Origin of the sequence: Methylopila sp. 73B, assembly GCF_000526315.1 — a bacterium.
GTDB lineage: Bacteria > Pseudomonadota > Alphaproteobacteria > Rhizobiales > Methylopilaceae > Methylopila.
This window is the reverse complement of the sequence record NZ_JAFV01000001.1, coordinates 922,587-946,055: the sequence shown is the minus strand read 5'-3', so window position 1 is coordinate 946,055 and position 23,469 is coordinate 922,587. Positions and strand designations below refer to the sequence as shown.

The 23,469-nt window shown below is 68.3% G+C and carries 29 protein-coding genes; 21 read left to right on the top strand and 8 right to left on the bottom strand.

The genetic code is table 11. The features are described 5' to 3' along the window. The first annotated feature begins 7 nt into the window (after window positions 1–7). The 12 genes from K244_RS0104575 (at window position 8) to K244_RS23850 (ending at window position 9,393) form a co-directional block, all read left to right on the top strand. Complete coding sequence (locus tag K244_RS0104575; protein WP_020185071.1) at window positions 8–487, top strand: hypothetical protein; 480 nt, start codon at window positions 8–10, stop codon at window positions 485–487. Window positions 488–489: 2 nt separating this feature from the next. Further along, entirely contained in the window at window positions 490–1,089 is a 600-nt protein-coding gene (locus K244_RS0104570; protein WP_024816307.1) for a hypothetical protein, read from the top strand. Window positions 1,090–1,240: 151 nt separating this feature from the next. Continuing rightward, window positions 1,241–1,603: an HNH endonuclease signature motif containing protein gene (locus tag K244_RS0104565; RefSeq protein WP_024816306.1), complete on the top strand. Its 363-nt coding sequence runs from the start codon at window positions 1,241–1,243 to the stop codon at window positions 1,601–1,603. Beyond that, window positions 1,603–1,959 (top strand): phage tail protein, encoded by a 357-nt coding sequence (locus tag K244_RS0104560; RefSeq protein ID WP_020185068.1) that lies wholly within the window; start codon window positions 1,603–1,605, stop codon window positions 1,957–1,959. The genes K244_RS0104565 and K244_RS0104560 overlap by 1 nt, the downstream gene beginning before the upstream one ends. Further along, on the top strand, window positions 1,956–2,630 hold the full coding sequence (locus tag K244_RS23855) for a hypothetical protein (RefSeq protein WP_020185067.1): 675 nt from the start codon (window positions 1,956–1,958) through the stop codon (window positions 2,628–2,630). Before K244_RS0104560 ends, K244_RS23855 begins: the two co-directional genes overlap by 4 nt. Then, window positions 2,627–2,914, top strand: a complete 288-nt coding sequence (locus K244_RS0104550) for a head-tail connector protein (protein ID WP_020185066.1) — start codon at window positions 2,627–2,629, stop codon at window positions 2,912–2,914. The genes K244_RS23855 and K244_RS0104550 overlap by 4 nt, the downstream gene beginning before the upstream one ends. Then, window positions 2,911–3,288: an HK97-gp10 family putative phage morphogenesis protein gene (locus tag K244_RS0104545; protein ID WP_020185065.1), complete on the top strand. Its 378-nt coding sequence runs from the start codon at window positions 2,911–2,913 to the stop codon at window positions 3,286–3,288. Before K244_RS0104550 ends, K244_RS0104545 begins: the two co-directional genes overlap by 4 nt. Beyond that, on the top strand, window positions 3,285–3,701 hold the full coding sequence (locus K244_RS0104540; RefSeq protein ID WP_020185064.1) for a DUF3168 domain-containing protein: 417 nt from the start codon (window positions 3,285–3,287) through the stop codon (window positions 3,699–3,701). The genes K244_RS0104545 and K244_RS0104540 overlap by 4 nt, the downstream gene beginning before the upstream one ends. Next, entirely contained in the window at window positions 3,698–4,024 is a 327-nt protein-coding gene (locus tag K244_RS0104535) for a phage head closure protein (protein WP_020185063.1), read from the top strand. Before K244_RS0104540 ends, K244_RS0104535 begins: the two co-directional genes overlap by 4 nt. Then, window positions 4,017–4,421: a P27 family phage terminase small subunit gene (locus K244_RS24300; RefSeq protein WP_081761423.1), complete on the top strand. Its 405-nt coding sequence runs from the start codon at window positions 4,017–4,019 to the stop codon at window positions 4,419–4,421. Before K244_RS0104535 ends, K244_RS24300 begins: the two co-directional genes overlap by 8 nt. After that, on the top strand, window positions 4,421–6,046 hold the full coding sequence (locus tag K244_RS0104525; protein WP_020185061.1) for a terminase TerL endonuclease subunit: 1,626 nt from the start codon (window positions 4,421–4,423) through the stop codon (window positions 6,044–6,046). The genes K244_RS24300 and K244_RS0104525 overlap by 1 nt, the downstream gene beginning before the upstream one ends. Further along, window positions 6,043–9,393 (top strand): tape measure protein, encoded by a 3,351-nt coding sequence (locus K244_RS23850; RefSeq protein WP_020185060.1) that lies wholly within the window; start codon window positions 6,043–6,045, stop codon window positions 9,391–9,393. The genes K244_RS0104525 and K244_RS23850 overlap by 4 nt, the downstream gene beginning before the upstream one ends. Before the next feature lie 145 nt (window positions 9,394–9,538). Here the strand turns inward: K244_RS23850 and K244_RS0104515 are convergent, their stop codons facing one another. After that, a complete protein-coding gene (locus K244_RS0104515) occupies window positions 9,539–10,399 on the bottom strand; it encodes a hypothetical protein (RefSeq protein ID WP_020185059.1) in 861 nt (286 codons plus the stop codon). A 359-nt stretch (window positions 10,400–10,758) separates the two neighbouring features. On the opposite strand from K244_RS0104515, the gene K244_RS0104510 reads away from it, so the two are divergent. Together K244_RS0104510 and K244_RS0104505 are read left to right on the top strand one after the other, a co-directional pair. Beyond that, window positions 10,759–11,061, top strand: coding sequence for a hypothetical protein (locus tag K244_RS0104510; protein WP_020185058.1), 303 nt, complete (start codon window positions 10,759–10,761; stop codon window positions 11,059–11,061). 107 nt (window positions 11,062–11,168) lie between these two features. Next, window positions 11,169–11,531 carry a hypothetical protein gene (locus K244_RS0104505; protein WP_020185057.1) on the top strand — a complete coding sequence of 121 codons (363 nt, stop codon included), beginning with the start codon at window positions 11,169–11,171 and terminating at the stop codon, window positions 11,529–11,531. Between the two features lie 63 nt (window positions 11,532–11,594). On the opposite strand, the gene K244_RS23485 is transcribed toward K244_RS0104505, so the two are convergent. Then, complete coding sequence (locus tag K244_RS23485; protein WP_155931590.1) at window positions 11,595–11,777, bottom strand: hypothetical protein; 183 nt, start codon at window positions 11,775–11,777, stop codon at window positions 11,595–11,597. Here K244_RS23485 and K244_RS0104495 point away from each other — a divergent pair. Then, the gene (locus tag K244_RS0104495; RefSeq protein WP_346430345.1) at window positions 11,716–12,303 is read left to right on the top strand and encodes a DpnI domain-containing protein; all 588 of its coding nucleotides are present in this window, start codon (window positions 11,716–11,718) and stop codon (window positions 12,301–12,303) included. The genes K244_RS23485 and K244_RS0104495 overlap by 62 nt on opposite strands. A gap of 606 nt (window positions 12,304–12,909) precedes the next feature. On the opposite strand, the gene K244_RS0104490 is transcribed toward K244_RS0104495, so the two are convergent. Then, complete coding sequence (locus K244_RS0104490) at window positions 12,910–14,331, bottom strand: site-specific integrase (RefSeq protein ID WP_155931588.1); 1,422 nt, start codon at window positions 14,329–14,331, stop codon at window positions 12,910–12,912. 607 nt (window positions 14,332–14,938) lie between these two features. Here K244_RS0104490 and K244_RS0104485 point away from each other — a divergent pair. The 4 genes from K244_RS0104485 to K244_RS0104470 all read left to right on the top strand — a co-directional run bounded on the left by K244_RS0104485 (window position 14,939) and on the right by K244_RS0104470 (window position 17,110). Continuing rightward, window positions 14,939–15,166: a hypothetical protein gene (locus K244_RS0104485; protein WP_024816303.1), complete on the top strand. Its 228-nt coding sequence runs from the start codon at window positions 14,939–14,941 to the stop codon at window positions 15,164–15,166. Window positions 15,167–15,306: 140 nt separating this feature from the next. Continuing rightward, window positions 15,307–15,726: a VOC family protein gene (locus K244_RS0104480; RefSeq protein ID WP_020185052.1), complete on the top strand. Its 420-nt coding sequence runs from the start codon at window positions 15,307–15,309 to the stop codon at window positions 15,724–15,726. 10 nt (window positions 15,727–15,736) lie between these two features. After that, window positions 15,737–16,819 (top strand): sialidase family protein, encoded by a 1,083-nt coding sequence (locus K244_RS0104475; RefSeq protein ID WP_020185051.1) that lies wholly within the window; start codon window positions 15,737–15,739, stop codon window positions 16,817–16,819. Between the two features lie 6 nt (window positions 16,820–16,825). Then, the gene (locus K244_RS0104470) at window positions 16,826–17,110 is read left to right on the top strand and encodes a MoaD/ThiS family protein (protein WP_020185050.1); all 285 of its coding nucleotides are present in this window, start codon (window positions 16,826–16,828) and stop codon (window positions 17,108–17,110) included. An 86-nt stretch (window positions 17,111–17,196) separates the two neighbouring features. Here the strand turns inward: K244_RS0104470 and K244_RS0104465 are convergent, their stop codons facing one another. The 5 genes from K244_RS0104465 to K244_RS0104445 form a co-directional block, all read right to left on the bottom strand. Then, window positions 17,197–17,922 carry an amino acid ABC transporter ATP-binding protein gene (locus K244_RS0104465; RefSeq protein ID WP_020185049.1) on the bottom strand — a complete coding sequence of 242 codons (726 nt, stop codon included), beginning with the start codon at window positions 17,920–17,922 and terminating at the stop codon, window positions 17,197–17,199. After that, a complete protein-coding gene (locus K244_RS0104460; RefSeq protein ID WP_020185048.1) occupies window positions 17,900–18,559 on the bottom strand; it encodes an amino acid ABC transporter permease in 660 nt (219 codons plus the stop codon). Before K244_RS0104460 ends, K244_RS0104465 begins: the two co-directional genes overlap by 23 nt. Next, entirely contained in the window at window positions 18,556–19,227 is a 672-nt protein-coding gene (locus tag K244_RS0104455; RefSeq protein ID WP_020185047.1) for an amino acid ABC transporter permease, read from the bottom strand. Before K244_RS0104455 ends, K244_RS0104460 begins: the two co-directional genes overlap by 4 nt. Window positions 19,228–19,510: 283 nt before the next feature. Beyond that, on the bottom strand, window positions 19,511–20,311 hold the full coding sequence (locus K244_RS0104450; protein ID WP_020185046.1) for a transporter substrate-binding domain-containing protein: 801 nt from the start codon (window positions 20,309–20,311) through the stop codon (window positions 19,511–19,513). Then, window positions 20,308–21,066 carry a GntR family transcriptional regulator gene (locus K244_RS0104445; RefSeq protein WP_020185045.1) on the bottom strand — a complete coding sequence of 253 codons (759 nt, stop codon included), beginning with the start codon at window positions 21,064–21,066 and terminating at the stop codon, window positions 20,308–20,310. The genes K244_RS0104450 and K244_RS0104445 overlap by 4 nt, the downstream gene beginning before the upstream one ends. A gap of 259 nt (window positions 21,067–21,325) precedes the next feature. On the opposite strand from K244_RS0104445, the gene K244_RS0104440 reads away from it, so the two are divergent. Beyond that, window positions 21,326–22,168, top strand: coding sequence for a MurR/RpiR family transcriptional regulator (locus K244_RS0104440; RefSeq protein WP_020185044.1), 843 nt, complete (start codon window positions 21,326–21,328; stop codon window positions 22,166–22,168). Between the two features lie 32 nt (window positions 22,169–22,200). Then, window positions 22,201–23,421, top strand: a complete 1,221-nt coding sequence (locus tag K244_RS0104435) for a M20/M25/M40 family metallo-hydrolase (RefSeq protein ID WP_020185043.1) — start codon at window positions 22,201–22,203, stop codon at window positions 23,419–23,421. The last annotated feature ends 48 nt before the right edge of the window (window positions 23,422–23,469 follow it).

The following is a 23,469-nucleotide window of genomic DNA, read 5'->3' as shown; positions in this document are numbered from 1 at the left end:
TCAGAACATGGCTAGCATTCAGAATACGCTGACCGTCCTCTCGGTCGCGACCTCCGCCACCCTCCCCGCAACGGCGGTCGCCTATAAGGCCCTGTCGTGGTCCGCGGTCGGCGGCGTCTCGAACATCGGCGACTTCGGCGACACCTACAACAAGATCGAGGCCAAGGTTCTCGGCACGCGCCGCGTGCAGAAGTTCAAGGGCTCGGTTGACGCCGGCCCCTTCGAGGTGACTTGCGTTCGCGACACCGTCGACGCCGGCCAGATCGCGCTCCGCACAGCGGCCAAGTCCGACGTCCCGGTCTTTCTTAAGCTCGAGCTCGGCGACAAGCCGGCCACCGGCGCGAGCCCGACCGGCACGCTTTTTTATCTTCCCGTGTCGGTCTACGCCGCGCCCGTGAAGACGGGCGAGCAGGACTCGATGGTCGAGCAGACGTTCACCTGCGAGATCGTGGGCGACATCATCGAAGTCGCGCCTTCGGCCACCTGACCATGAAGCTCGCGGCGGAGGAGATCACCATCAAGATCGGATTGGAGCGCATCACGCTCCGGCCGACCCTTCGTGCTGCCCTCCGCCTTGAGCGCCGTCACGAGGGCCTCGCCGTTCTCGTTTCCAAGATCCAGGACGGCGACCTCTTCGCCATCGCCGACGTGCTGCGCGAGCACTCGTCGACATGGTCGGACGTCCCGTCCTTCATCGAAAGCCTCGGCGCCCCGCATGGTCTTTATGCGGGCGTCGATCACCTCATTCCCGCGCTTGTGGCGCACGTCTACGCCTTAGCCGGCGTCGACATCACCGCCGAACAAAACGATCAAACAGACGCCGAAGGCGACCCGCGTAGCGGTACTCGGCGCGACGGCTTCGCCGCGCACCTCGTCGACCTCTTCGAGGTCGCAACAGGGTGGCTCGGCTGGAGCCCCGACACCGCCTGGAACGCCACACCCGCCGAGATCATGGCGGCCCGGCGTGGCCTTGTCGCCTGGACCAACGCACAGCGCGGCGGCGCCCCGAAGAAGCCCGACACCCGGTCCCTGGACGACAAGTGGCGCGACCTCGCGAGCCGATGGACGACCCGCGTCGAGGCCGCCTGATGCGCACCCCTTTCTCGAATTGGAGCCCCTTTCTGACGGCTCGCGACCGGCCGAACAACGAAAAGCAGCCTGCCCGGCTCCATGCGCCTCAGCGGCGTTTCTCATGGGTTCAAGGCTGCAAGGTCGCGTCCTCTTTCGACGGGGCTGAATGATGCCCCGCCGTCCCGCCCGCTTCTGTCACTGCGGCGCCGTCGTTCCGTCCGGCTCCCGTTGCGCGTGCCAGATCCTCACCGATCGCGCCCGCAAGGCCCGCCACGACCAGAACCGGCCCTCGGCCCGCGCCCGCGGCTACACCGCCGAGTGGCAGCGCGAGCGCGACCTGTTCCTCCAGGTCAACCCGACGTGTCGGCGCTGCGGCGCTCTCGCGTCCGTCGTCGACCACGTCATCCCTCACAAGGGCAACCGCTGGCGCTTTTGGAACCGGAGCAACTGGCAGTCCCTCTGCAAGCCCTGTCACGACGGCCACAAGCAGCGCGAGGAACACCGCGCCCGCATCCGCGAGGAGCTCGCCTGATGGCGCTCGCCACGTTCACCCCGCCCAAGGCGCCCAGCGTCGGAGCGTCCGCCGAGCCGAAGATCAAGCTGTTCGAGGCCGAGTTCGGCGACGGCTATACGCAGCGCAGCGCAGCCGGCCTGAACCACATCCGCGAAAGCTGGGAGCTCAAGTTCGAGCTCCTCACAGCCGCCGAGTCCGCCGCCATCCGCACCTTCCTTCAAGCCCGCGGCGGCGTGGAAGCCTTCCTCTACACCCCGCCCGGCGAAGCCACCCCGATCCGCGTCACCTGCAAGAAGTGGAAGCGCACGTTCGACGAGGCCGACCGCCAGACCATCACGCTCACCATCGAGCAGGATTTCGGCCTCGCATCATGACCTCCGCCTATGGGTTCCGCCGCGCCTTTACCGACCGTCTTTGGACCATGCTTCTGAAGGCGACCGACCGCACTATCCCGGCGGCAGATCGGGCTCGTTCCCGTCGCTTCCTGTTCGATGGTGAAGGCTTCGACGAGGCATGCATCAGGGCCGGCATGGAGCCGGACCGCGTCCGCCGTAATGTCACACGTCTTCTCGCCCCTCGCGTCGGCAACTTGGATACCAAGCCCACCAAGCCGACCCTTCCGAACCGCCGGACGATCATTCGACGGCGCCCGAACTACCGGCCGCCCACCTACGTGGAGACGATGGGTATCAGGCTCACGTTGGACGAGTGGTCGATCCGCAGCGGTATCGCGCGACAAACAATCGTCATGCGTCTTCGCAACGGCTGGGACGCATACCGTGCGGTTTCGACGCCGGTAGGCAAGCGCATCGATTTCGCAGGCAAGTCACTCACCGTTCGCGAGTGGGCCGCGCAAGCAGGCGTCCCCTATCACACCTTCCGCGCCCGCCTTCAGCAGGGATGGCCCATGGCTCGCGCGATCGCATCGCAGGCCGAGCTTCCGCGTCAAAGGGACCGGGGGGTGGGTCGCGCCCAGGCCGTCATCGCCGGGACCGGCGCGCTCCCCGCCGCGCAAACTTCCGCCGAATTGGGATTTTTTCAGTGAGCGCCATCACCGTCGCCAATGTGAAGGCGCACCTCAACATCACCGGCACGTCCGACGACGAGATCCTGGGCGACTACATCGAGGCCGCCGAGGAGTTCACGTCGCAGTTTGTCGGGCCTATCACGGCTGCATCACCGGCCAGCATCAAGCAGGCCGTCCGGCTTCTTGTCGGGTCGTTCTATGAGCACCGTGAGGACACCGTCGCCGGCGTCGACCTTCGCCAGCTTCCGTTGGGCTTCTGGCAGTTGATCGCGCCGCACCGCTGGCCGGAGACGGCCGCGTGAGCTCGAACAAGGCGGCGCTCGACGCCATCCGCCGCGACCTCCTTAAGACCATTCCGGCCCAGGTAAAGGCCGAGGTCGCGAAGGCGCTCGACAAGGCGGCCGACGAGATGGCGTCCGGCGCCAAGGCGCTCGCCCCCGAGGGCGAGACTGGAGACCTGGAGACCAGCATCCGCGTCGAGGCCGGCCCCGACGAGCTCTCTCGCACGGTCGTCGCCGGCGGCGCGGCCGTCGACTACCCGACCTTTGTCGAGTTCGGCACCCCGACCGCGGACGCCGAGCCGTTTTTCTGGCCGGCGTTCCGTCTCCTCCGCAAGCGCCGCGAAGGCCAGATCCACCGCGCCATGAACCGGGCCTTGAAGGACTTCGCGGGATGACGTTCGCCCCCGTCGCCCTCCAGCGCGCCCTCCGCGCCCGCCTCATCGCCACGGCCGCGGTCGTCGCGGCAGTCCCGGCCGCGCAGATCGTGGACGCCCACGCACGGCCTGAGACGTTCCCTTGCGTCCAGATCGGCGAAGGCACGGCGCTGCGCGAGAACATGACGCTCGCCCGCCAGCACGTCCGCGTGCTGATGAAGCTGGACGTCTGGACCAAGACCGGCGGAACCGCCAACGCCAAGCTCATCGCCGGCGACGTGGACGCCGCGCTGCGCGCCCCGCTGGTGCTCGGCGACGGCCTTCGCGTCCTGGACCAGGAAGTCGAGCGCGTCGTTTTCAGCCGCGACCCCGACGGCGAGCGCGGCCACGCCACCCTTTATCTGGGCGTCCTGGTCGAGGAGCCGCGCGCATGAGGGCGGGAAAGCTGGACCACCAGATCACCATCGAGCGCGCCGGCGTCGCGTCGATCGACGACATGGGCGTCCCGACCGACGCCTGGGCGACGGTCGCCACCATGCGCGCCCAGGTCGTCACGGCCGACGCCGACGAGTTCCTCACCGGCGCCGGCACGGCCGCCGCCGAGACCATCCTGTTCCGCATCCGCTGGACTGAGGGCGTGCGCCAGACCGACCGCGTCCGCCACGCCGGCCGCAGCTACGGCATCCTCGGCGTGGTCGAGATCGGCCGGCGCCGCGGCCTCGAAATCCGTGCCACCACGAAGGCCCCCGATGCCTAGCCGTCACCGGGCCGGACGCAAGCCGACGCCTAGGGCCGCGAAGGGCGCGATTATCCGCACCCCAAAGGCTCCCGCACACCTGACCCCGGAGGCGCGTGCCGAGTGGAAGCGCGTCGCCCCGCACGTCATCGCGTCCGGATCCTTTGCGCCCGTGCATCTTCCGTTGCTGGAGAACTACGTCGTCCACCTCGGCCGCGTGCGCGAGTTCGAGCGCGCGATCCAGGCGACCGCAGCGGCGGCCGGCGACGTGTCGCGGCTCGTGCGGCTCCAGGACGCCGCGAGCAAGACCGCGCTTCGCTACGCCGCCGAGCTCTACGCCAGCCCCGCCGCCGGCTCGCGCTTCGTCGCGTCGGGCGGCGAAAATGACGCCGACCTTGCAGACCTGGGCATTCTCTAATGGCGCGGCGTCCCGAATGGCTGTTCGACGGCTCCCCGATCGACGACCCGCTCGGCCACGGCGAGCGCGCCGTCCGGTTCCTGCGCGCCCTAACGCACGCTGGCACTGGCAAGCCGTTCCAGCTTGATCCCTGGCAGGAGCGGCTTGTCCGCATGATCTACGGGCCGCGCTGGCACGACGGAACGCGCAAATATACGCGCGTCTACGCCATGATCCCGCGCGGCGCGCGAAAGACCGGCCTCGGCGCCGGACTCGCGATGCTGCACACCATCGGGCCGGAGCGTATCCCCTTCGGCCAAGTGCATCTCGCGGCCTGTAATCGAAAGCAGTCGAAGATCCCCTTTCGCGAGGCCCAGGGCTTCGTCATGGCCGACCGCCGCCTCGATAAGCACGTGAAGGTCCGGGATAGCCAGAACAAGATCACGCACCGGAAGAGCCAAGCGACGCTTGAGGCGATCAGCGCCGACGCCGCGACCGCCAATGGCCTGACGAGCAAGTTCGTCTTATTCGACGAAGTCCACGCATGGCGCGACCGGCGGCTTTACGACACGCTCGTCACGGGCCTCGGCAAGACCTCCGAGACGCTCGGCGTCGTCATTAGTCAAGCCGGCACCGGCGAGGGCAATCTCGCGCACGACATCTTCAGCGCCGCGCGCAGGATCACGGACGACCCTGATAGCGAGCCCCGGTCACTCCCGGTCATTTTCGAAACGCTTCCCGGCGATGATTGGCGCGACGAACGGGTTTGGCACGTCGTCAATCCAGGCCTTGCCTGCACGCCGCCTTATCCAAACCTGGAGGCCATGCGGCAGGAGGCGCGCGAAGCCGAGACCCGCCCGGATTGCCGCATCCGCTTTCAGAACGACCGTCTCAACATCTGGCTGGACCGCGCCACGTCGCCCTTCGTCGAAATGGCGACGTGGAACGCAGCCGCGAACGACAACCTCGGCGAGCCGGCCGGCCCCGTCTGGCTTGGCGTCGACCTCTCGGCTTCTGGCGACCTCACGTCCATCGTCATGGCGTGGCGTGATCCTGAAGTTGAAGGGGGAGTGTATGTACGGCCATTTTTCTTCTGCCCCGCAGAAGCTCTGGGGCGTCGGGAGGAGGTTTCGGGCGTCCCTTACGTCCGTTGGGCCGCCGAAAACCTTCTGACCCCGACACCGGGCGAGGTCGTCGACCTCAACGTGATCGAGGCGGCGATCCGCAACCTTTGCGACCGCTATGACGTCGCCGAGATCGCGTTCGATCCCGCGCTCTCGCACGGCCTCATGGGCCGGCTTTCAGACGAAGGCCTCCCGGTGATCGCGTTCCGACAGGGCGCGCTCACCATGATGCCGGCGATTGCCACGGCCGAGCGCCTCATCAATGGCCGCAAGCTCCGGCATCCCGGCCACCCGATCCTCGACTGGAACCTCGGCAACATCGAGGTCGAGACCAACCCGCTGGGCCACATGGTCCGGTTCCGCAAGCCATCCCGCCACGCCTGCATTGATGGAGCCGTCGCCATGACGATGGCCGTCCACCGCTGCGCGAACGGCGAAGACGGCAAGAGCATTTACGAAGACGAGACCAAGCGCCCGGACGGCCCGCTCGTGCTTCATCACGAGTGGGACTTCGCAGCATGAGCATGACCTCGAACAAGGGACCTCGCGTCCTCGTCGCCTCCCTGGAGGCGCGCACCGACAAGCTGGAGAAGGGCCTCGCGAAGGCCAACGCCACGATCCAGCGGCAGGCCGGCGGCATCGAGAACCGCATGGCGAACGCCCGGCGCCGCATCGAGGGCGACACTTCGGCCATGGCGGCGAAGGCGAACGCGAACCTCTCACGCATCGGCCTTGGCATGAAGCCGATCACCCTCGGCGTGACCCTGGGCGGCTTCTCTGCGGCGGCGCTGGCGTCCGAGGGCGCGAAGCTCGCCGACGATTGGACCAAGGCCAAGAACAGCCTCTCGGTCGCGGGCCTGGAGGGCGCGAACCTCCAGCGCGTGCTCGACAGCCTGTTCAACGCCGCCCAGGCGAACAGCGCCCCGATCGGCGCGTTGACGGACCTCTACGGCAAGGCGGCCCAGGCGTCCGCCGAGCTCGGCGCCTCCGAACGCGACCTCATCAAGTTCTCCGGTGGCGTCGCGACCGCACTGAAGGCCGCCGGCACCTCATCGGGCGCCGCGTCCGGCGCGCTTCAGCAGCTCGGCCAGCTTCTCGGCTCGGCTCGTGTCCAGGCCGAGGAATTCAACAGCATCAATGAGGGCGCACGCCCGATCCTGATGGCGGTCGCGGCCGGGATCGACGCCGCGGGCGGCTCGGTCTCCAAGCTCAAGACCCTCGTGAACGACGGCGCAATCTCGAACCGCCAATTCTTCGACGGCTTCCTCAAGGGGCTCCCCGTCGTCGAGAAGATGGCGGCGGCGGCGCTCCCGACGCTGGAGGGTTCCGCAACCCGCGTCACGAACGCGCTCACGCGCTACGTCGGCCAGTCCGACGAGTCCCTGGGCGCGACCGGCCGCTTGAAGGCTGGCCTCAACGCCCTGGCCGACAACTTCGACGCCACCGCAGACGTCGCCCTGAAGGTCGCCGGCGTCCTCGCCGCGGCCCTCGTCGGCCGCGCGATCGGCGGCATGATTCTGGCCCTCGGCAACGCCGGCGTGGCCATCCGCAGCACCATCGCGGCCCTCGTGGCGCTTCGCGGCGCGGCGACCCTCACCGGCCTCACTGGCGCCCTCGCGGGCCTCGGCGCTGCGGCCGGCCCGATTGGCGCGCTCCTCGGCGCTGGCGCTGCGGCGGCTCTTTACTTCGCGACCCGCACCAATGGCGCGGCCGAGGCCGCCATGCGCGCCAGCGATAACATGAAGGCGCTCGGTCTCTCTGCGGACTCGACGGCGGATCAGGTGAAGCGCGTCGCCGACGAGCTCGCGAAGCTCACCGGCGCCGAGATCAAGGTGAAGATCGCCGACACCTCGGCCCTGATCTCCGGCAAATATCGCGAGCTCCGCGACATGCCGCTCCCGCAGACGGCCCAGGTGGGCCGCGGGAAGATCGTGAACCCGGCGCTCGACGAATACCGGAGGATCACGGCGTCCTTCACGGACGGCAAGATCGACCTGGAGACCTACCGGGCCGAGCTCGACAAGCTGGCCGAGCGCTTCCCCAAGGCGACGTCCGCCTTCGCCGACGCCCAGGCGGCGGCGGCCGAATACACGGCGGCCCTGAAGACCCGCGAGGCCCAGGACAAGGCCCTGGCGAAGTCCGCCACGTCCGCCGACGCCCCGCGCGGCCCGTCGACCCTGGATCGCGGCATGACCGCCGCCGGGACCGTTCCCTCTGCGGGCGTAGCCGGCGCCCAGGCGATGGCCGACGCCAGCAAGACCGACGATCAGAAGCGGCTCGACGCCCAGACGTCCGAGCTCGTGAAGGGCCTCCAGGCGAACGGGGTGAAGATCACCGACGCCGTCCGCGAGTCCATGCGCGAGGTCGCTCGGCAGATCGTCGCGACGCAGGACGAGAGCAAGGCGTCCGAGAAGACGTTCGACGCCAGCGGCGCCGGCAACGCCTTCGACATGATCGCGAAGTTCGAGGACTTCCGCGCCAAGCCCTATTGGGACGTCAACGCGCTGCGGACCGGCTACGGAAGCGACACGACCACGGGCGAGGATGGCAAGGTCGCTCGCGTCACCGCCGAGACCGTCGTCACGATGGCCGACGCCGCGCGCGACCTGAAGCGCCGGATCGGCGAGTTCCAGGAAGGCGTCGTCAAGAGCATCGGCGCGGATCGCTGGGCCGCCATGGGCGAGCAACAGCAGGCCGCGCTCACTTCGATCGCCTACAACTACGGCTCGCTCCCCGAGCGCATCGCCGCCGTCATCCGCAGCGGCGGCACCACCGCCGACGTCGAGAAGGCGATCCGCGGCCTCGCGGGCGATAATGCCGGCGTGAACCGGAGCCGGCGCAACGCCGAGGCAGACGCCTTCGCCGGCGCCGCGACGCCCCAGGCCAAGCAGCGGGACACCGCCGTCGACTTCGACCGCAACCTGGGCCGCGACGGCGCGCGCCGCGTCGAGGACATCAACGCCGAGACTGCGGCCCTCGAACGGCAGGCCCAGGTTACCGACGCCGCGCGGTCCAGCCTGGAGGCCTTCGACGTCGCCGCCGAACAGGCGCGCATCGTCCGCGAGGAGCTCCGCAAGCTCGCGGATCAGGACATCGAGGCGACGCCGGCCCGCATCGCCGCCATCGAGGCCCAGGCCGCGGCTGAGGTGGCGGCGGCCCAGCGCCGCGTGCAGGCCGAGAAGACCGTCCAGCGCGCCAAGGACCAGACGGACCGCACTGCCCAGGCAGCCCAGGACTTGAGCGACCTCGGCCGCGACGCGACGAAGGGGATGGTCTCGGACCTCCTCCAGGGCGCCAGCGCCGGCGAGGCGTTCTCGAACGCCTTGGGCAAGATCGCCGACAAGCTCCTCGACATGGTCATCAACCAGCTTTGGGCCAGCGCTTTCGGAGGCATGGGCGGCGCTGGAGGCGGCGGCGGGTTCTTCATGGGCCTTTCCGGACTCCTCGGCTTCGCAGGCGGCGGCTACACCGGCGCCGGCGGCGTGAACGAGCCGGCCGGAGTTGTTCATCGCGGCGAGGTCGTGTTTTCCCAGGCCGACATCACCCGCAACGGCGGCGTGGAGGCCGTCGAGGCCATGCGGCGCGGCAAGCGCGGCTACGACCAGGGCGGCGTCGTCGGACTCGCGCTCCCGGCGCTTGTGCCGCCGGCGCTCCAGACCGCCACCGAGGCCCTGGGCGGCAGCACGAGCAACCAGACGGTCAGCATCTCGGCGCCAATCACGGTCAACGGCTCGGCCGGCACGCCGGAGCAGAACGACGACCTCGCCAAGAAGATCAGTCGCGAGATGGAGAACACCATGCGCGGCGTGGCGGCACGAGAAATTCAGGCTGCTCTCCGGCCCGGAAACGTGCTCAACCGCGGACGCTGATGACGGGCGTAAACACCTAAAAACGAAAAGAAAAACCTGCCACGACGCCCGATTTACGTTGGCGATGCCCGCCGGCCCGTGGCATAATTTCAGAACACACAGAGAGCGACAGACGGGGCACCGCGCGAACACAGCGCGGGCTCCGTCACCCCAGACGCCAGCGTTCGGCCATTCGGCCGGCGCGATCTCTTGCGCCTTGAAAGGGCTCTGTGTGTCTTCCTACCGATCGTCGAGGGCAATCCTCGACAAGATCAATGCCGACCTCGCGCGCCTCGACCCGACGCGCCTTTCGTCGCCCCAGGCCGCGGCCGTGCTCGCGCGCCTCGTGGCGGACGCTCAGCCGGAGCCTGAGGTTGACCTGAACGCTCTCCTCGACGAGGTCGACAGCAAGGTCGTCACTGCATCCGAAGTTGACCGATCCGTAAATCGAGCCCGCCCGGTCTCGGCCATGCGGGACGCCCCGTTCGCCCAAGCCTTTCATAGGTTCGCCCAGGATCGCCTCCAGGCCCTCCAGCCGGGTCGTCCAGTCTATAAGAGGGAGGACACCCTTTCCCTCATCGACCTGGACACACCTCTCCCAGAGATCGACGAGAAGACCACCCGGACGACCCGCGCCAGCTTCCGGCCGTGGTTCACGTCCTTCGCTTCCTTCCCGACCAAGCACCGGCGCCCGGCGGCGTGGCGCGACCTCAGCGAGCCCATGAAGGCCGACGCTGCTTTCTACGCCATCGTGGAAGCCGGCCCCTGCTACGCCGTCACCGTGAACCTCGGCGCCGCCGTCGAGGCCCAGGCGCTCGCCCAGGCCAAGCCCCTGGACTGGATCAGCCGGCGGGTCGCCCGCGTCCTTGGTTCCGACGTCGGCTTCATGCTGGTGCTGGAGGATCGCGTCGGCCGCGACGTCCACGATGATCGCCGGCTGCATCTCCATGGCGTCGTCCAGGTCGCGGCCGACGAGCTCGACGCCATGAAGGCCTCCCTTAGGATTGCCGCGGGCGCCGACTACCACGCGCCGGCTCGGCAGGTTCGCGCGGTCGCCAATCCCGACGCCGGCTGGGCCAGCTACATGCTGAAGGCCGCGTTCTGGAGCCGGCCCGGCGTCCGGGCCATCCTGGGCGCCTCCAGGCTTGCCTCGCGCTACGCAGGCCCTGCGCTGAAGATTACGAACAACGTCCGGCGCCGATCCGAAGCAATCTATGCCGCTTTCCGTGACGAGTTTACATTATTGTCAGTCTCTGTTGCGGCATCTCATCCATCAAAGTTGATTGATGCTTCAATCTATTTGGCTGGCACGGCGCATTTCTGCTTGACGACCGGAGTCGGCGGACTCACAAACCCTTGGTCAACACCGAACCAGGGCCGCCCCTCATGTCATTCACCTATCTCGCCGACGACCGTCACGCCTGCTTGGTCGCCGCCATCGCCGGCACCGGCTCCCGCGACGCCCGCGCCGCAGTCCTTCGCCTCGCCGGCCTCCCGGACCACCATGAGGTTCTCGACGCGCTGGACGCGGCCGTCGCCGAGCCCGACCCGCTCACCGGCGGCGCGGACCTGGACCGCATCAGCATCGCACTCGCGGACGCGGCCGGCGCCATGGCGTTCAGGATGGCCCAGGCCGTCATTGAGGATCATGACCGGGACCGGCGCATCGAGCTCGCGCGGGCCGCCTAGTGGGCTCTCCAGGGCGACCGGGCCGCCCCTTCACGACGCCCGTCAACACGCACCCGCGCCATCACCGGCCCCGTCGCGCAGGGCCATCAGCAAGGACTAGCTCAACAATGACGACCAGCATCACGATCGAACGTTTTGAGGAGATTTGGCGCGACGTCGCGAACGGCAAGCTCAAGGGCGAGATCCGCGCCGAGGAGCCGTCTAACGGCAAGCCGCGCATCGACCGCGCCCTGACCTATATCGACGACAAGCCGGCCATCCTGGAGAAGGATCCGGCCGGGTATGTCGTCCGTCATGACGGCAAGATTATCACCGTCGAGGGCAGCGCTCAGGCCGTGGACCTGGGCGAGATGGACGGGACGGCCTTCCTGCCGGACGCGACGCCCGAGGAGCTCGACAGCCCCGAGGCCGCCCACGCCGAGCTTCTGTTTGAGTCTGGCCGCCTCGGCGCCGATCGGGACGTCGCCTAAGAAGGCAACCCGCATTGGCGTACCGACCTATGGCCCCGCATCCGCGGGGCCATTTTCGTTTGCCTACTCGTCGAGCGCCTTCTCTGCCTGCGCAGCGTGGGCGCCGCAGCATCCGGTCTCGAAGAAAATGTCGCGTTCGTCGTAGAGCGGGTCATTGCCACAGACCACGCACGCATACCCTTCGATGCTGCATTTCGATGCCCAACGCGCCGACGCTGAGGGCTTGCTATTGGTTGTGTTCACCACGGTATCCTCCTCTTCCGAGTCGACAGGCTCCGGGGCGTCTCAGACTTTTTCGAGGCTGAAGCCGTTAAGGGTGTGGATGGCGACCGCTCGTCAGAACTTAGGCGCATTCGGGGAAGAGCGCGTCGTCAAGCAGTGCTCGTGTCCGCGTTGCAAGCGCATGCGGACCCTCGTCCGGCTCCCGACCAACTTCAAGTGCGCGGACGTGATCTGCGACTTCTGCGGCTACCTCGCCCAGGTGAAGGCCGCCACGGTCAAAGACATCTCGGTCGTGCCGGCGCAGGTGATGGGCGCCGCATGGGGTCCGCAGCGGGAGCGCATGGAGGCGGCGATCTACTTCCCGCTGTTCCTCGTGCTGGCGACCGTCGAGCCCGTCACGCACGCCATCTACTACCTGTCCGCGGACCTCCAGGCGCCGGCCATGTTCAAGCCCAGGAACCCCCTCAGCACTACAGCGCGACGGGCCGGCTGGACTGGATTTCACTATGATCTGCGGGCCGTGCGCGCCGCGTTCGTGAGGCTGATCTAAGCTAACTGCTTTCACTAACTTCGCTACGCAGTGACCCCCAATGCAATAGTGATCAAGCAGATCGCAAAAAGGAATAATATTTCAGCACCCGTTCGGAGCTTAGTCTCGTATCTTTCAGGGTCTGAGATGTAACCCTCCAGACAAGATATCACTTCATCGTAACTGCGTAATATCTCAGATCTTCCATAGGGCTGCGTCCAAACTTGCTGTGTGGGCATTTTCGCGGCCATGCGCGCCATATTTAAGCTAGTTTGCTCGGCACGAATGGTTAGCGGCGTGATCACCCGTCGACCTACGTAGACTTGATCTGAAATATCCCACCAAGGATATGTTTTCATCATGTCCACAAACCGGGGACCTCGCAAGATATCGATCAACTTAACGGCGCGTAAGCGTAACCTCTTTGCGTTCCACAGATTTCCTTTATCAACGATACGCTGAATGCCGTCTATTTTCAGAAGGCCGTATACGAAACCGAGCAAAGCGCCAGCTATCACCAAACCGATTGTCATCTGTTAGCTACGCCCCCTCACGAGCCGGAGTTCGACCCGCATTGTCGTACTCGCTCGCTACGCTCCGCTCGTCGCGGCTGCGCCGCGGAGAAGACTACGGCGCCGGATAGAGATGCGACAGGTCGAGCCCCTCATAAGCAATCGCGTCAATCATCGCCGCACGCTGCGCGATCGTCCCCTGGCTCTCGGTTCCATAGAGACCGGTCGTGGAAGCCTTGGCATGGCCCAGGAGAGGCCCAAACGCCTCGTCGGCATACCCAGCCCGGCGGAAAGCGTCGGCGGCTGTATGACGGTAGCTGTAGAGCGACAGGCCTCGACCGTCCTTCACCTTCAGGCGCGCCAGCAGACGCGGAAACTCCCGCGAGAACTTGTCGACCCACTGGCCGCGCGCATTGCGCGTCGCCTCCGGGAACACCCGGCCCTGGCCGGCGGCTCGCATCGCTTCGACATGCTCCAGGAAGCCAAGCCGCACGAGCTCCGGATGAACCGGCACCACACGGGCGCTGCCGCGGGTCTTCAACGTCTTGTCCTTCGCGCCCTCGGTCGTGATGTGCAGCACGTTGACGCCGTGCATCTGGCGCACATCCGCGACCGCAAGCTGGGCGAGCTCACCCGGCCGCGCACCTGAGAACAACATCACCAAGGGAAGCCAGAAGGTGTGATCCCGCACCGCATCCGGCGCAGTGAAGGCGTCTGAGGAGAAGATCACCTTCATCTGGTCGACAGTGAACGGCAGCGTCGTCACACGGCTCTTGTCGATCTTAAGGTAGAGGTCACGAACGGGGTTGGCGTCCAGGAGGCCCCGCACCACCACAAGCCAGTTCGAGAACGCGCCGAGCGATGACAGGTAGCGATTGATCGTCTTCTTCGAGATCGTCGGCTTTCCGAGCCGATCGTTCTCAGCGACCACGTCCCGGATCGCCATTCCCTTGAACGCGACCGTGTCGACCGCGCGGACGGGGAACCTGATCAAGAGCGCCTTCCATTCGCGCACCGCCGCCTTGTTGATGGCCGTCACCGACGACCGCGGCGGCAGGCTCTCAACGAACAGCCGAACGGCGTCGCGCGTCTGACGCAGCGTGTCGGGACGGACGTTGTCGGGGTTCTCGGCCTCATACTGCGCGAAGAGGTCCATGATCCCCTCCCCGGCCTTCGCGCGCTGCACGGCCGGCGCCTTGACCATTGGGTCGCGGACCTCGCCAGACCAGTCGCCGGCGTCGCGCTCGTCGGCCGTCTTGTAGGCCGCGAGCTTACCGCGCTGGAGCGCATGAGCGATCCGCTTCCAATCCTCGCTTCCCGGCGCCGCGCCCAGGCCAAGCTCGCGAACGACCTCGGCCACCTCCGCATCCACGGTCCGCGTCAGATAACGTCCAACCTCCGCCGCGAGCTCGGCCGCGTGCTCCTGCCGATACTGCGTCGGGCTTTGGACCCGCTCCTCGACGAGGCGCATGATCCCGCGAGCGGCGAGGCTGTCCGGTCCGTATTCCTTTTCGATCACGCGCCAGATCGCGCTCAAGTCCGCTTCGGTCGGCGGAGTAAGGCGGAAGTGATCGTCCAGGCGCTCCTCGGCCCCATACGTCCTATGCGCGATCCCCTGGAGCTCGACGGCATCGAGAGGCGTGACTTCACGGCGTCTAGCGGCAAACTCCCGATCGAACTTCGACCGGACCCCGTTCGCGAGCGTCTTCGCCTGCTTGAGGTCCGTCGTCTTGAGGCTCACCCAAATCTGAGACCGAGGCGTGCCGGTCTTAGATGGGTAGTGCCGCTGAAGGTCCACGGGGATGTTGATGCGAAGGGCATACTGGCCACCTTCGCGGCGGACAGGGCTGGCGGATCGAGGCAAAGCTGGGAGTCCTTAACGAGGGCAATCGGTAGCATCTAACAGTAGCAAAATTCTTCTGCTACCGCAATGAAACCGCTCATTCTCTAGTGCTTCTCGCCTCTCGGCCGATCATTCGTAAACTCCAGGTCCCCCAGCCACTCTTTTCCAAATCCAGCGACATCGGCGATGTTGGTCGGCCCCCGCGTGCGGCGCGGTCTGCGTAAGCGTTTTCGTTCCTGAGGGAACGTCCGCGCCGGAGGCCGCAGGTCCTGTATGCTCGCGCCCAGCACAGGAGGGCCGCATGAGCTTGGACACCAGGCAGTTGTACGAAAGCTCGACCGGCGACAGCTGGCATCTCGTCCGCGACAACGACAGCGGCGAGGTCTTCGTCCGCCATCTCGCGAACAAGGCCTCCGGCGGCAGCGTGAGAGACGTGGGGCTCGGGGTGTTTCTGACGTTGGGCCGGGACGGACCGGAGCACCAGGAGGTCTGGCGGCTGATCAGCAGCCTCATTCCCCGCGCGGACTGAGCGTCGGCCGCCGCCCCCTGTCCGCGAGCTGCGCGGGCCGACTCAGCGCGGAACCTGGAAAAATCCCGCGCGCGGTGTCGGCGGCGGCGCCGGCGCATCGTCCTAGAGGCATCGGAGCCCACGTCTCGGGAGGACGCGCGATGCACATCCAGCCGTACCTGTTCTACGAAGGCCGCTGTGAAGAGGCGATGGCGTTCTACGAGGAGGCCCTGGGCGCCGAGCGGGTGGCGCTGATGCGCTTCTCCGATAGCCCGGAGCCTCTGCCGCCGGGCGCGATCCCCGCCGGCGCGGAGGCGAACGTCATGCACGCCTGCCTCAAGATCGGCGACAGCATGGTCATGATGTCGGACGGCTACTGCGCCAAGGCCGCCCGCTTCGAGGGCGTCGCGCTGTCGCTCACCGTCCCGACCCCCGCGGACGCGGAGCGCCGGTTCGCGGCGCTGAGCGAGGGCGGCGAGGTTCGGATGCCGCTCGGCCCCACCTTCTTCTCGCCCTCTTTCGGCATGGTCGCCGACCGGTTCGGAGTCGCGTGGATGATCAACACGCAGCCGGAAGGCTGAGGAGGCTCGGATGACGGAGACGGTTCAGGTGCTGCTCGGCACCAAGAAGGGCGCGTTTATCTTGGAGAGCGACGGGTCGCGGGCGGTCTGGGACCTGCGCGGCCCCTACTGCGAGACTTGGCCGATCAACCACGTGATCGCCGATCCCGCCACAGGCGCGCTCTACGGCGCGGGCGGCAACGCCTGGTTCGGGCCGGCGGTCTGGCGCTCGACCGACGGCGGGACGACCTGGACGCATTCGAGCCGCGGCCTCGCCTACGCCGCCGGCGAAGCGCCGGTCGCCTCGGTCTGGAGCCTCGCGGCGGGGCACGGGCGACTCTACGCCGGCGTCGAGCCTGCGGGGCTGTTCGTCAGCGACGACAACGGCGAGAGCTGGACGCATGTGGAGGGGCTGCAGAGGACGCCCTCGCGGCCGGAGTGGAATGCGGGCGGGGCGGGGCTGATCCTGCATTCGCTGGTGCTGCACCCCGACGATCCGAAGCAGATCTGGGTCGGGATCTCGGCCGCGGGCGTGTTCCACACCGCCGACGGCGGCGAGACCTGGGAGCCGCGCAACCGCGGCACGCGGGCGGACTTCATGCCCGAGGGCCAGACCTATCCCGAGCATGGCCAGTGCGTGCACTGCCTGGTGATGGCGCCGGGCAAGCCCGGGCGGCTCTACCAGCAGAACCATTGCGGGATGTACCGCAGCGACGACGGCGGCCGCTCCTGGGCGAGCGTCGAGAGGGGGTTGCCGTCGAGCTTCGGGTTCCCCGCCGCCGTCCACCCGCGCGACCCCGAGCGGCTGTTCCTCGTGCCGCTCAACGGCGACACGGCGGGGCGCTACATGCCCGACGCGCAGGCCGCGGTCTGGCGCACCGAGGACGGCGGCCGGGCCTGGACCGCCGCGCGGGAGGGGCTGCCGCAGCGGAACGCCTTCTTCAACGTGCTTCGGCAGGCGCTGGCGACCGACCGGCTGGCGCCCGCGGGCGTCTACTTCGGGACGGGGTCCGGCGAGGTCTACGCCAGCCGCGACGAGGGCGGCGCCTGGACGCGGATCGCGGAGCACCTGCCGACCATCTCCTCGGTCGAAACCTTTGTGACGACGGGCTGATTCGCGATGCGGGACGCCCTCCCCCGACCGGTCTGCGTCCGCCTGCCGGCGCTGTTCGACGCCCTGTTTCCCGGGGTCGAGCGGCGGCTGGAGGTCGAGGCCGCGACGGTCGCGGAGCTCGTCGACGCGCTCGAGGCGCGGTGGCCGGGGATGCGGGACCGGATCTGCGACTCGCGGCCTGAAATCCGCAAGCACATCAATGTGTTCGTGGACGGCCGGCGGGTCCGCCTGGACGCAGCCCTCGCGCCCGGCGCCGACGTCTTCATCCTGACCGCGATCAGCGGCGGCTGAGCCCGCCGAGGTTCACTCCGGGATGACGCCGGGTTGACGCGACGCGGGCTGGGGCCTCCGGGGCGTCAACCCGGCGAGCCGCCCCGTCAGTGCATGCCGACGAACTGGCGCAGCTCCGGCGTCTTCGGGTTTCCGAACACCTCGTCCGGGGGCCCGACCTCGTGCACGCGGCCCTGGTGCATGAAGACCACCCGCGAGCAGACGTCACGGGCGAACTTCATCTCGTGCGTCACCATCAGCAGCGTCATGCCTTCGGCCGCGAGCTCCCGCACGACCGCCAGCACCTCCTGCACGAGCTCGGGGTCGAGCGCGGAGGTGATCTCGTCGCAGAGCAGCGCCATCGGCTGCATGGCGAGGGCGCGGGCGATGGCGACGCGCTGCTGCTGGCCGCCGGAGAGCTCGTCGGGGTAGGCGTCGAACTTGTGGGCGAGGCCCACGCGCTCGAGCATCTTTCGCGCCATGTCCTCCGCCTGTGCCTTCGGCGTCTTCTTCACCACCATCTGACTGAGCATCACGTTCTGGCCCGCGGTCTTGTGCGGGAACAGGTTGAAGCTCTGGAAGATCATGCCGACCTTCAGCCTGAGCGCCTTGAGATGGAGCTCCTCCGGCAGCAGCTGCGCGCCCGCCACCTGGATCGAGCCATCGTCGATCGTCTCGAGTCCGTTGATGCAGCGGAGCAGCGTCGACTTGCCGGAGCCGGACTTGCCGATGATGGCGATGACCTCGCCGGGCTCGACGTCGAGGGTGATCCCCTTCAGGACCTCGTTGTCGCCGAACCGCTTGCGGACCTCAGTGATTTCGATGAGCGACATTGAGTTTCCTTTCCAGAAGCTGGCTGGATTGCGAGAGCGGGAAGCACAATGCGAAGTAGATCAACGCGACGAAGCCGTAGACGGTGAAGGGCTGGAAGGTGGCGTTGGTGACCACGGCGCCGGCCTTCGACAGCTCGACGAAGCCGATGATCGAGGTCAGCGCGGTGCCCTTCACGACCTGCACGGAGAAGCCGACGGTCGGCGGCACCGCCACCTTCAGCGCCTGCGGCAGGATCACGTGCCGCATCTGCTGCAGCCGCCCCATGCCAAGGCTGGAGGAGGCCTCCCACTGGCCCTTGGCGATGGACTCCACGCAGCCGCGCCAGATCTCGGCGAGGAAGGAGGCGGTCCACAGGATCAGCGCGAGACCGGCCGCGAGCCACGCCGGCACGTTCACGCCGAGCAGCGCGAGCCCGAAGAACGCCAGGAACAGCTGCATCAGCAGCGGCGTGCCCTGGAAGATCTCGATGTAGCCGCGGGCGAAGATCCGGCCCCAGCGCGACTTGCCGATGCGCAGGAACAGGATGAGGAGGCCGACCAGCCCGCCGCCGACGAAGGAGACGAGCGAGAGCAGGACGGTCCAGCGCGCCGCGAGCAGCAGGTTGCGCAGGATGTCCCAGGTGGTGAACTCCATCATCGGGCGGCCCTCCGGGGAAACAGCGCCCAGCCCACGCCCGCCAGCGCCTGCCGCAGCAGGACGGCGAGCGCGAGATAGACCAGGGTCGCGACGATGTAGGTTTCGAAGGCGCGGAAGGTCCGCGACTGGATGAAGTTGGCCGCGAAGGTGAGGTCCTGCGCCGCGATCTGGGAGACGACCGAGGAGCCCAGCATCACGATCACGATCTGGGACGACAGCGCCGGCCAGATCCGCTGCAGCGCGGGGATCAGCACCACGTGGCGGAAGGTCTCGAACCGGCTCATGGCGAGGCTGGCGCCCGCCTCGAACTGGCCGCGAGGGGTGGCCTGGATGCCGGCGCGGACGATCTCACAGCCATAGGCCCCGAGATTCACGATCATCGCGAGGTTCGCCGCCTGCAGCTCCGACATCTGGAGCCCCAGCGACGGCAGGCCGAAGAACACGAAGAACAGCTGGATCATGAACGGCGTGTTGCGGATCAGCTCGACATAGGCGCCGACGATGGGGCGGAGCCATTTCGGCCCGAGCGCCCGCGCCCAGGCGCAGCCGATCCCGAGGGCGACGCCGAGGACCGCGCCGACCAGCGTGAGCTGCACGGTGACCGCGATCCCCTTCAGAAGGACAGGCGCGTACTCAAAAAGCCATGCGTAGTCGAAGCGGTATGTCATCGGCGGCCTCCGCTGGAGCGCGTTCGGCGTGGCGGGACATGCGGTGGATGCTCGGCTGGGCGGCCTGATGCTTGGGCGGGGAGCCCCCTCACCCGGCCCTGCGGGCCGACCTCTCCCCGCCGGGGAGAGGTGAAGACCCGCGCCTTGTCGACGAAGCGCCGGAAGATCGCAGCGGCGCCATCTGGTCACCTCTCCCCAGTGGGGAGGGGTCGGAGGGCGTCAGCCCTCGGGGTGAGGGGGCGCGCGGTCGGGGAGGTCCGCCCGGAACGGCCGGCCCTCGGCCTCAAAGATCCTTCGGTAGGTCCGTCTTCAGCCACTTCTGGGCGATCGCGTTCAGCGAGCCGTCGGCCTTGGCCGCGGCGATGATCGCGTCAAGCTTGTCCTTGAGGGCGGTCTCGTTCTTGTTGAGGCCGATGTAGCAGGGCGAGTTCTTGATGAGGAACTTGAGCTCGGGGCGCTTCGGCGGGTTGCGGGCGATGATCGCCGCCGCCACCACGTTGCCGGTCGCGACCGCCTGCACCTGGCCGGACAGGAAGGCCGAGATCGTGCCGTTGTTGTCCTCGTAACGCTTGATGTCGACGCTCGCGGGCGCGACCTTGGTCAGCTCGAGGTCCTCCACCGCGCCGCGCGTAACGCCGACCGTCTTGCCGGCGAGGTCCTCAACCTTCGTCGCCGCGAAAGCCGCGGGCGCGAACACGCCGTTGTAGAACGGGGCGTAGGCGGTCGAAAAATCGATCACCTTCTCGCGGTCGGGGTTCTTGCCCAGGCTCGAGATCACGAGGTCGACCTTGCCGGTCTGCAGGTAGGGGATGCGGTTCGCGCTGGTGACCGGCGTCAGCTCCACCTTCACGCCGAGCTTCTCGGCGATCAGGGTCGCCATGTCGATGTCGTAGCCCTGCGGCGTCATGTCGATCCCGACGCTGCCGAAGGGCGGGAAGTCCTGCGGCACGGCCACGCGGATCGCGCCGCGAGCCGTGATGTCGGCGAGCGCGTCGGCGCGGGCCTGCGGGACGACGCCGAAGCCGAGCGCTGCGGCGGCGAGGCCGGCCAGCGCGAGGCGGCGGGAGAAGGCGATGCGGATCATGACGGTCGTCCTGTGTGCGAGCGGAAGGGGCTGACGCGGCGGCGGCCGGTCAGTCGTTCGATGCGGCATGCGGAGGGAGGCCGGCGGGGGCCGTCCGGCGACAGGATCTCGCGGAGCCCCGCGAGCGGGTCTTGCGGCGTCGAGAGGTCGAGGCCGGATTGGACGTGGTCGATGTGCGCGACCATCAGCGCGACGGCGCGGGCGTTGTCGCCGGCCTCCAGCGCCTCGAGGATGCCGTCGTGCTCGCGGCTCGATTCCACGGCGCGGTCGGTCGACTGGTACATCATCGAAATCAGGATCGTGCGGGCGGTCAGGTCCCGCAGGATGGCGACCAGAACCGGGTTTCCGATCGCCTCCGCCAGATGAATGTGGAAGTCGCCGAGCAGGCAGGTGCGGGCGTGGACGTCGCCCTGCCCGATCGCCGCGCGCTCCGCCTCCACATGGCGGCGGAGCGACGCCAGGGCTTCGGGGCCGAGCTGGCCTGCGGTGTGGAGCATTCCCGCCTCCACCACCCGGCGGGCGTGGAAGGCGTGCGCGGCCTCGGCCGCCGAGGGCTCCACCACGAACCAGCCGCGGCGGGCGCTGACCTCGACCACACCGCGGGTCTCGAGCCGCATCATCGCTTCGCGCACCAGCGTCCGCGACACCCCATAGAGCGCGGCGAGCTTGGTCTCGCCAAGCCGCGTGCCGGGGCGGATGCGCCCCGCGAGGATGGCGTCGATGACCGAAGCTTCGATGTCGGTGCTGGGCGGCATGGGTGCTCACAAAACTTGTATGCAAGCTTGTAGGCAATTGCGGCGCCAACTCCCGGACGCCTCATTTCGGAGGCGCCCCCCCGCCCGCCACCGCCCGGTTCGCCTAAGCCGCGAGCGAAACGCTGTTCAATCCGCAGGCGGGCGCCGATTGATTATGCATTTTCAGTTTTCTATCTTTTGCAAACATAGGATCAGGTGCTAAGCGGGATCTTCGCGGCTCGCACGGGCCAGGTTCTCGCCAGCGCATCCTCGATTTCCCATGACCTCGCACCCGCACCTCGCAGCCCTGATCCGCGACCGCTACGCCGATTTGTCGCCGGCGGAGCGCAAGCTTGCGGACGTGCTGAACGAGTTCCCCGGCGAGATCGCGGCCTACACCGCGAGCGAACTCGCGAAGGTCGCGGGCGTCTCCAACGCCGCCGTCACGCGGCTCGCGCGCAGGCTCGGCCTCGACGGCTACGAAGAGATGCGCCGCATCGCCCGCGAGGAGCGGCAGGCGGGCTCGCCGCTGTTCCTGCTCGCCCGCGACGAGGCCGGCGCCCCCTCGCCCGCCGCACGACACCGCGACGCGAGCCTCGCCAATGTCGGAGGCGCCTTCGAGCGTCTGGACGAGACGGCGCTGAACGCGGCGGCGGAGGCGCTGGCCGCCGCGCCGCGGATGTGGATCGCGGGCTTCCGCAGCGGCGCCGCCTTCGCGGCGCATCTGCGCTGGCAGCTCATTCAGTTTCGCCCCGACGTGCACCTGCTCGCGGGCGCCGGCGAGACGCTGGGCGAAACGGTCGCTTCGATCGGGACGGGCGACGTCGTCGCCGTGTTCGGCCTGCGCCGCCGCACGCCGGCGGTCAGGCCTATCGTCAGGGCCGCGCGCGACGCCGGGGCCAGCGTGCTGCTGATCGCTGACCACGGCGTCGGACCGGACGACGACCTCGCCTCCTGGACCTTCCGCTGCACGACGCGCAGCGAGGGCCCGCTCGACAACTACGTCGGCGTGCTCGCGCTCTGCCACGCGCTCGCCGGGGCCGTCATCGCCCGGCTCGAGGCGCAGGGCCGCCGTCGGCTCGCCCGCATCGAACACCTGCACCTGTCGCTGGAGGAGCTGTGAGCGCCCTCCCCGTCCCCTCTGAGGAGCCCGTCATGTCTCAGGACGCTCTCGTCGCCCGCGTCGACGCCCTTCACGAGGCGCAGGTCGCGTTCCTCGCAGCCATGGTGAAGACGCCCTCTGACAACCCCGCCGGCGACTGCGCGCCGCACGCGGAGATGGCCGCGCGCGAGCTCGAGGCCTTGGGCTTCACGGTCGAGCGCCACGCTGTGCCGCAGGCCGTCGTCGAGGCCGCCGGCATGATCACCGCGACCAACCTCATCGTCCGCTACGTCTTCGGCGAAGGCCCGACCGTCGCGCTCAACGCCCATGGCGACGTAGTGCCGCCCGGCGCCGGCTGGACGACCGACCCCTACGGCGCGGAGATCCGGGACGGCGTGATGTACGGCCGCGGCGTCGCGGTCTCGAAGTCGGACTTCGCGACCTACGCCTTCGCCCTGAAGGCGCTGATCGCGGAGAAGACGCCGCTCAAGGGAGCGGTCGAGCTGCACCTGACCTACGACGAGGAGACCGGCGGCGCGGTCGGCCCGGGCTGGATACTCGAGCAGGGCCTGTCGAAGCCGGACTACGCGCTGAGCGCGGGCTTCGCCTACAACGTCGTCATCGCCCACAACGGCTGCCTGCACCTGGAAGTGGTCGTGCGCGGCCGCTCCGCCCACGCCGCCCGCCCCGACACGGGCGTGGACGCGCTGGAGGCCGCCACCAGGCTGCTGACGGCGATCTACGCCCTGCGCGAGGGCTACACGGCGACCCGCTCGAGCGTGCCCGGCATCGAGAGCCCGACGCTGGTGGTCGGCCTGATCGAGGGCGGCATCAACACCAATGTGGTGCCGGACGAGGTGCGCTTCCGCATCGACCGCCGGATGATCCCCGACGAGACGCCCGCGACCGTCGAGCGCGACCTCGTCGCCGCGATCGAGGCCGCCGCGGTGGATCTGCCGGGCGTGACGGTGGAGACGCGCCGCATCCTGCTCGCGACGCCTCTGACGCCGGAGCCCGGCCACGAGCGGCTGGTGGAGCTGCTGCAGCGGCACGCGAAGACAGTCATCGGCGAGGACATTCCGGCGAACGGCGTGCCGATCTACACCGACGCCCGGCTCTACAGCACGGCCAGGATCCCGACCGTGCTCTACGGCGCCGGCCCCCGCACGCTGCTTGAGGCCAACGGCCACCGCGCGGACGAGAAGCTCGTGCTGGAGGACCTGCGCAAGGCGACCAAGGTGGTGGCGCTGATGCTGGCGGACTTGCTGGGCTGAGGCCGTTCTCGGCGACGCTCGAACAAAAAACGCCGACCGCTGAGAGCG

What these genes read in the sequence shown, in the direction of transcription:
- K244_RS0104575 (WP_020185071.1), top strand. Translation starts at nt 8, where the DNA reads ATGGCTAGCATTCAGAATACGCTGACCGTCCTCTCGGTCGCGACCTCC.
- K244_RS0104570 (WP_024816307.1), top strand. Translation starts at nt 490, where the DNA reads ATGAAGCTCGCGGCGGAGGAGATCACCATCAAGATCGGATTGGAGCGC.
- K244_RS0104565 (WP_024816306.1), top strand. Translation starts at nt 1,241, where the DNA reads ATGCCCCGCCGTCCCGCCCGCTTCTGTCACTGCGGCGCCGTCGTTCCG.
- K244_RS0104560 (WP_020185068.1), top strand. Translation starts at nt 1,603, where the DNA reads ATGGCGCTCGCCACGTTCACCCCGCCCAAGGCGCCCAGCGTCGGAGCG.
- K244_RS23855 (WP_020185067.1), top strand. Translation starts at nt 1,956, where the DNA reads ATGACCTCCGCCTATGGGTTCCGCCGCGCCTTTACCGACCGTCTTTGG.
- K244_RS0104540 (WP_020185064.1), top strand. Translation starts at nt 3,285, where the DNA reads ATGACGTTCGCCCCCGTCGCCCTCCAGCGCGCCCTCCGCGCCCGCCTC.
- K244_RS0104535 (WP_020185063.1), top strand. Translation starts at nt 3,698, where the DNA reads ATGAGGGCGGGAAAGCTGGACCACCAGATCACCATCGAGCGCGCCGGC.
- K244_RS24300 (WP_081761423.1), top strand. Translation starts at nt 4,017, where the DNA reads ATGCCTAGCCGTCACCGGGCCGGACGCAAGCCGACGCCTAGGGCCGCG.
- K244_RS0104525 (WP_020185061.1), top strand. Translation starts at nt 4,421, where the DNA reads ATGGCGCGGCGTCCCGAATGGCTGTTCGACGGCTCCCCGATCGACGAC.
- K244_RS23850 (WP_020185060.1), top strand. Translation starts at nt 6,043, where the DNA reads ATGAGCATGACCTCGAACAAGGGACCTCGCGTCCTCGTCGCCTCCCTG.
- K244_RS0104510 (WP_020185058.1), top strand. Translation starts at nt 10,759, where the DNA reads ATGTCATTCACCTATCTCGCCGACGACCGTCACGCCTGCTTGGTCGCC.
- K244_RS0104505 (WP_020185057.1), top strand. Translation starts at nt 11,169, where the DNA reads ATGACGACCAGCATCACGATCGAACGTTTTGAGGAGATTTGGCGCGAC.
- K244_RS0104495 (WP_346430345.1), top strand. Translation starts at nt 11,716, where the DNA reads ATGCTGCATTTCGATGCCCAACGCGCCGACGCTGAGGGCTTGCTATTG.
- K244_RS0104485 (WP_024816303.1), top strand. Translation starts at nt 14,939, where the DNA reads ATGAGCTTGGACACCAGGCAGTTGTACGAAAGCTCGACCGGCGACAGC.
- K244_RS0104480 (WP_020185052.1), top strand. Translation starts at nt 15,307, where the DNA reads ATGCACATCCAGCCGTACCTGTTCTACGAAGGCCGCTGTGAAGAGGCG.
- K244_RS0104475 (WP_020185051.1), top strand. Translation starts at nt 15,737, where the DNA reads ATGACGGAGACGGTTCAGGTGCTGCTCGGCACCAAGAAGGGCGCGTTT.
- K244_RS0104470 (WP_020185050.1), top strand. Translation starts at nt 16,826, where the DNA reads ATGCGGGACGCCCTCCCCCGACCGGTCTGCGTCCGCCTGCCGGCGCTG.
- K244_RS0104465 (WP_020185049.1), bottom strand. Translation starts at nt 17,922, where the DNA reads ATGTCGCTCATCGAAATCACTGAGGTCCGCAAGCGGTTCGGCGACAAC.
- K244_RS0104460 (WP_020185048.1), bottom strand. Translation starts at nt 18,559, where the DNA reads ATGATGGAGTTCACCACCTGGGACATCCTGCGCAACCTGCTGCTCGCG.
- K244_RS0104455 (WP_020185047.1), bottom strand. Translation starts at nt 19,227, where the DNA reads ATGACATACCGCTTCGACTACGCATGGCTTTTTGAGTACGCGCCTGTC.
- K244_RS0104450 (WP_020185046.1), bottom strand. Translation starts at nt 20,311, where the DNA reads ATGATCCGCATCGCCTTCTCCCGCCGCCTCGCGCTGGCCGGCCTCGCC.
- K244_RS0104445 (WP_020185045.1), bottom strand. Translation starts at nt 21,066, where the DNA reads ATGCCGCCCAGCACCGACATCGAAGCTTCGGTCATCGACGCCATCCTC.
- K244_RS0104440 (WP_020185044.1), top strand. Translation starts at nt 21,326, where the DNA reads ATGACCTCGCACCCGCACCTCGCAGCCCTGATCCGCGACCGCTACGCC.
- K244_RS0104435 (WP_020185043.1), top strand. Translation starts at nt 22,201, where the DNA reads ATGTCTCAGGACGCTCTCGTCGCCCGCGTCGACGCCCTTCACGAGGCG.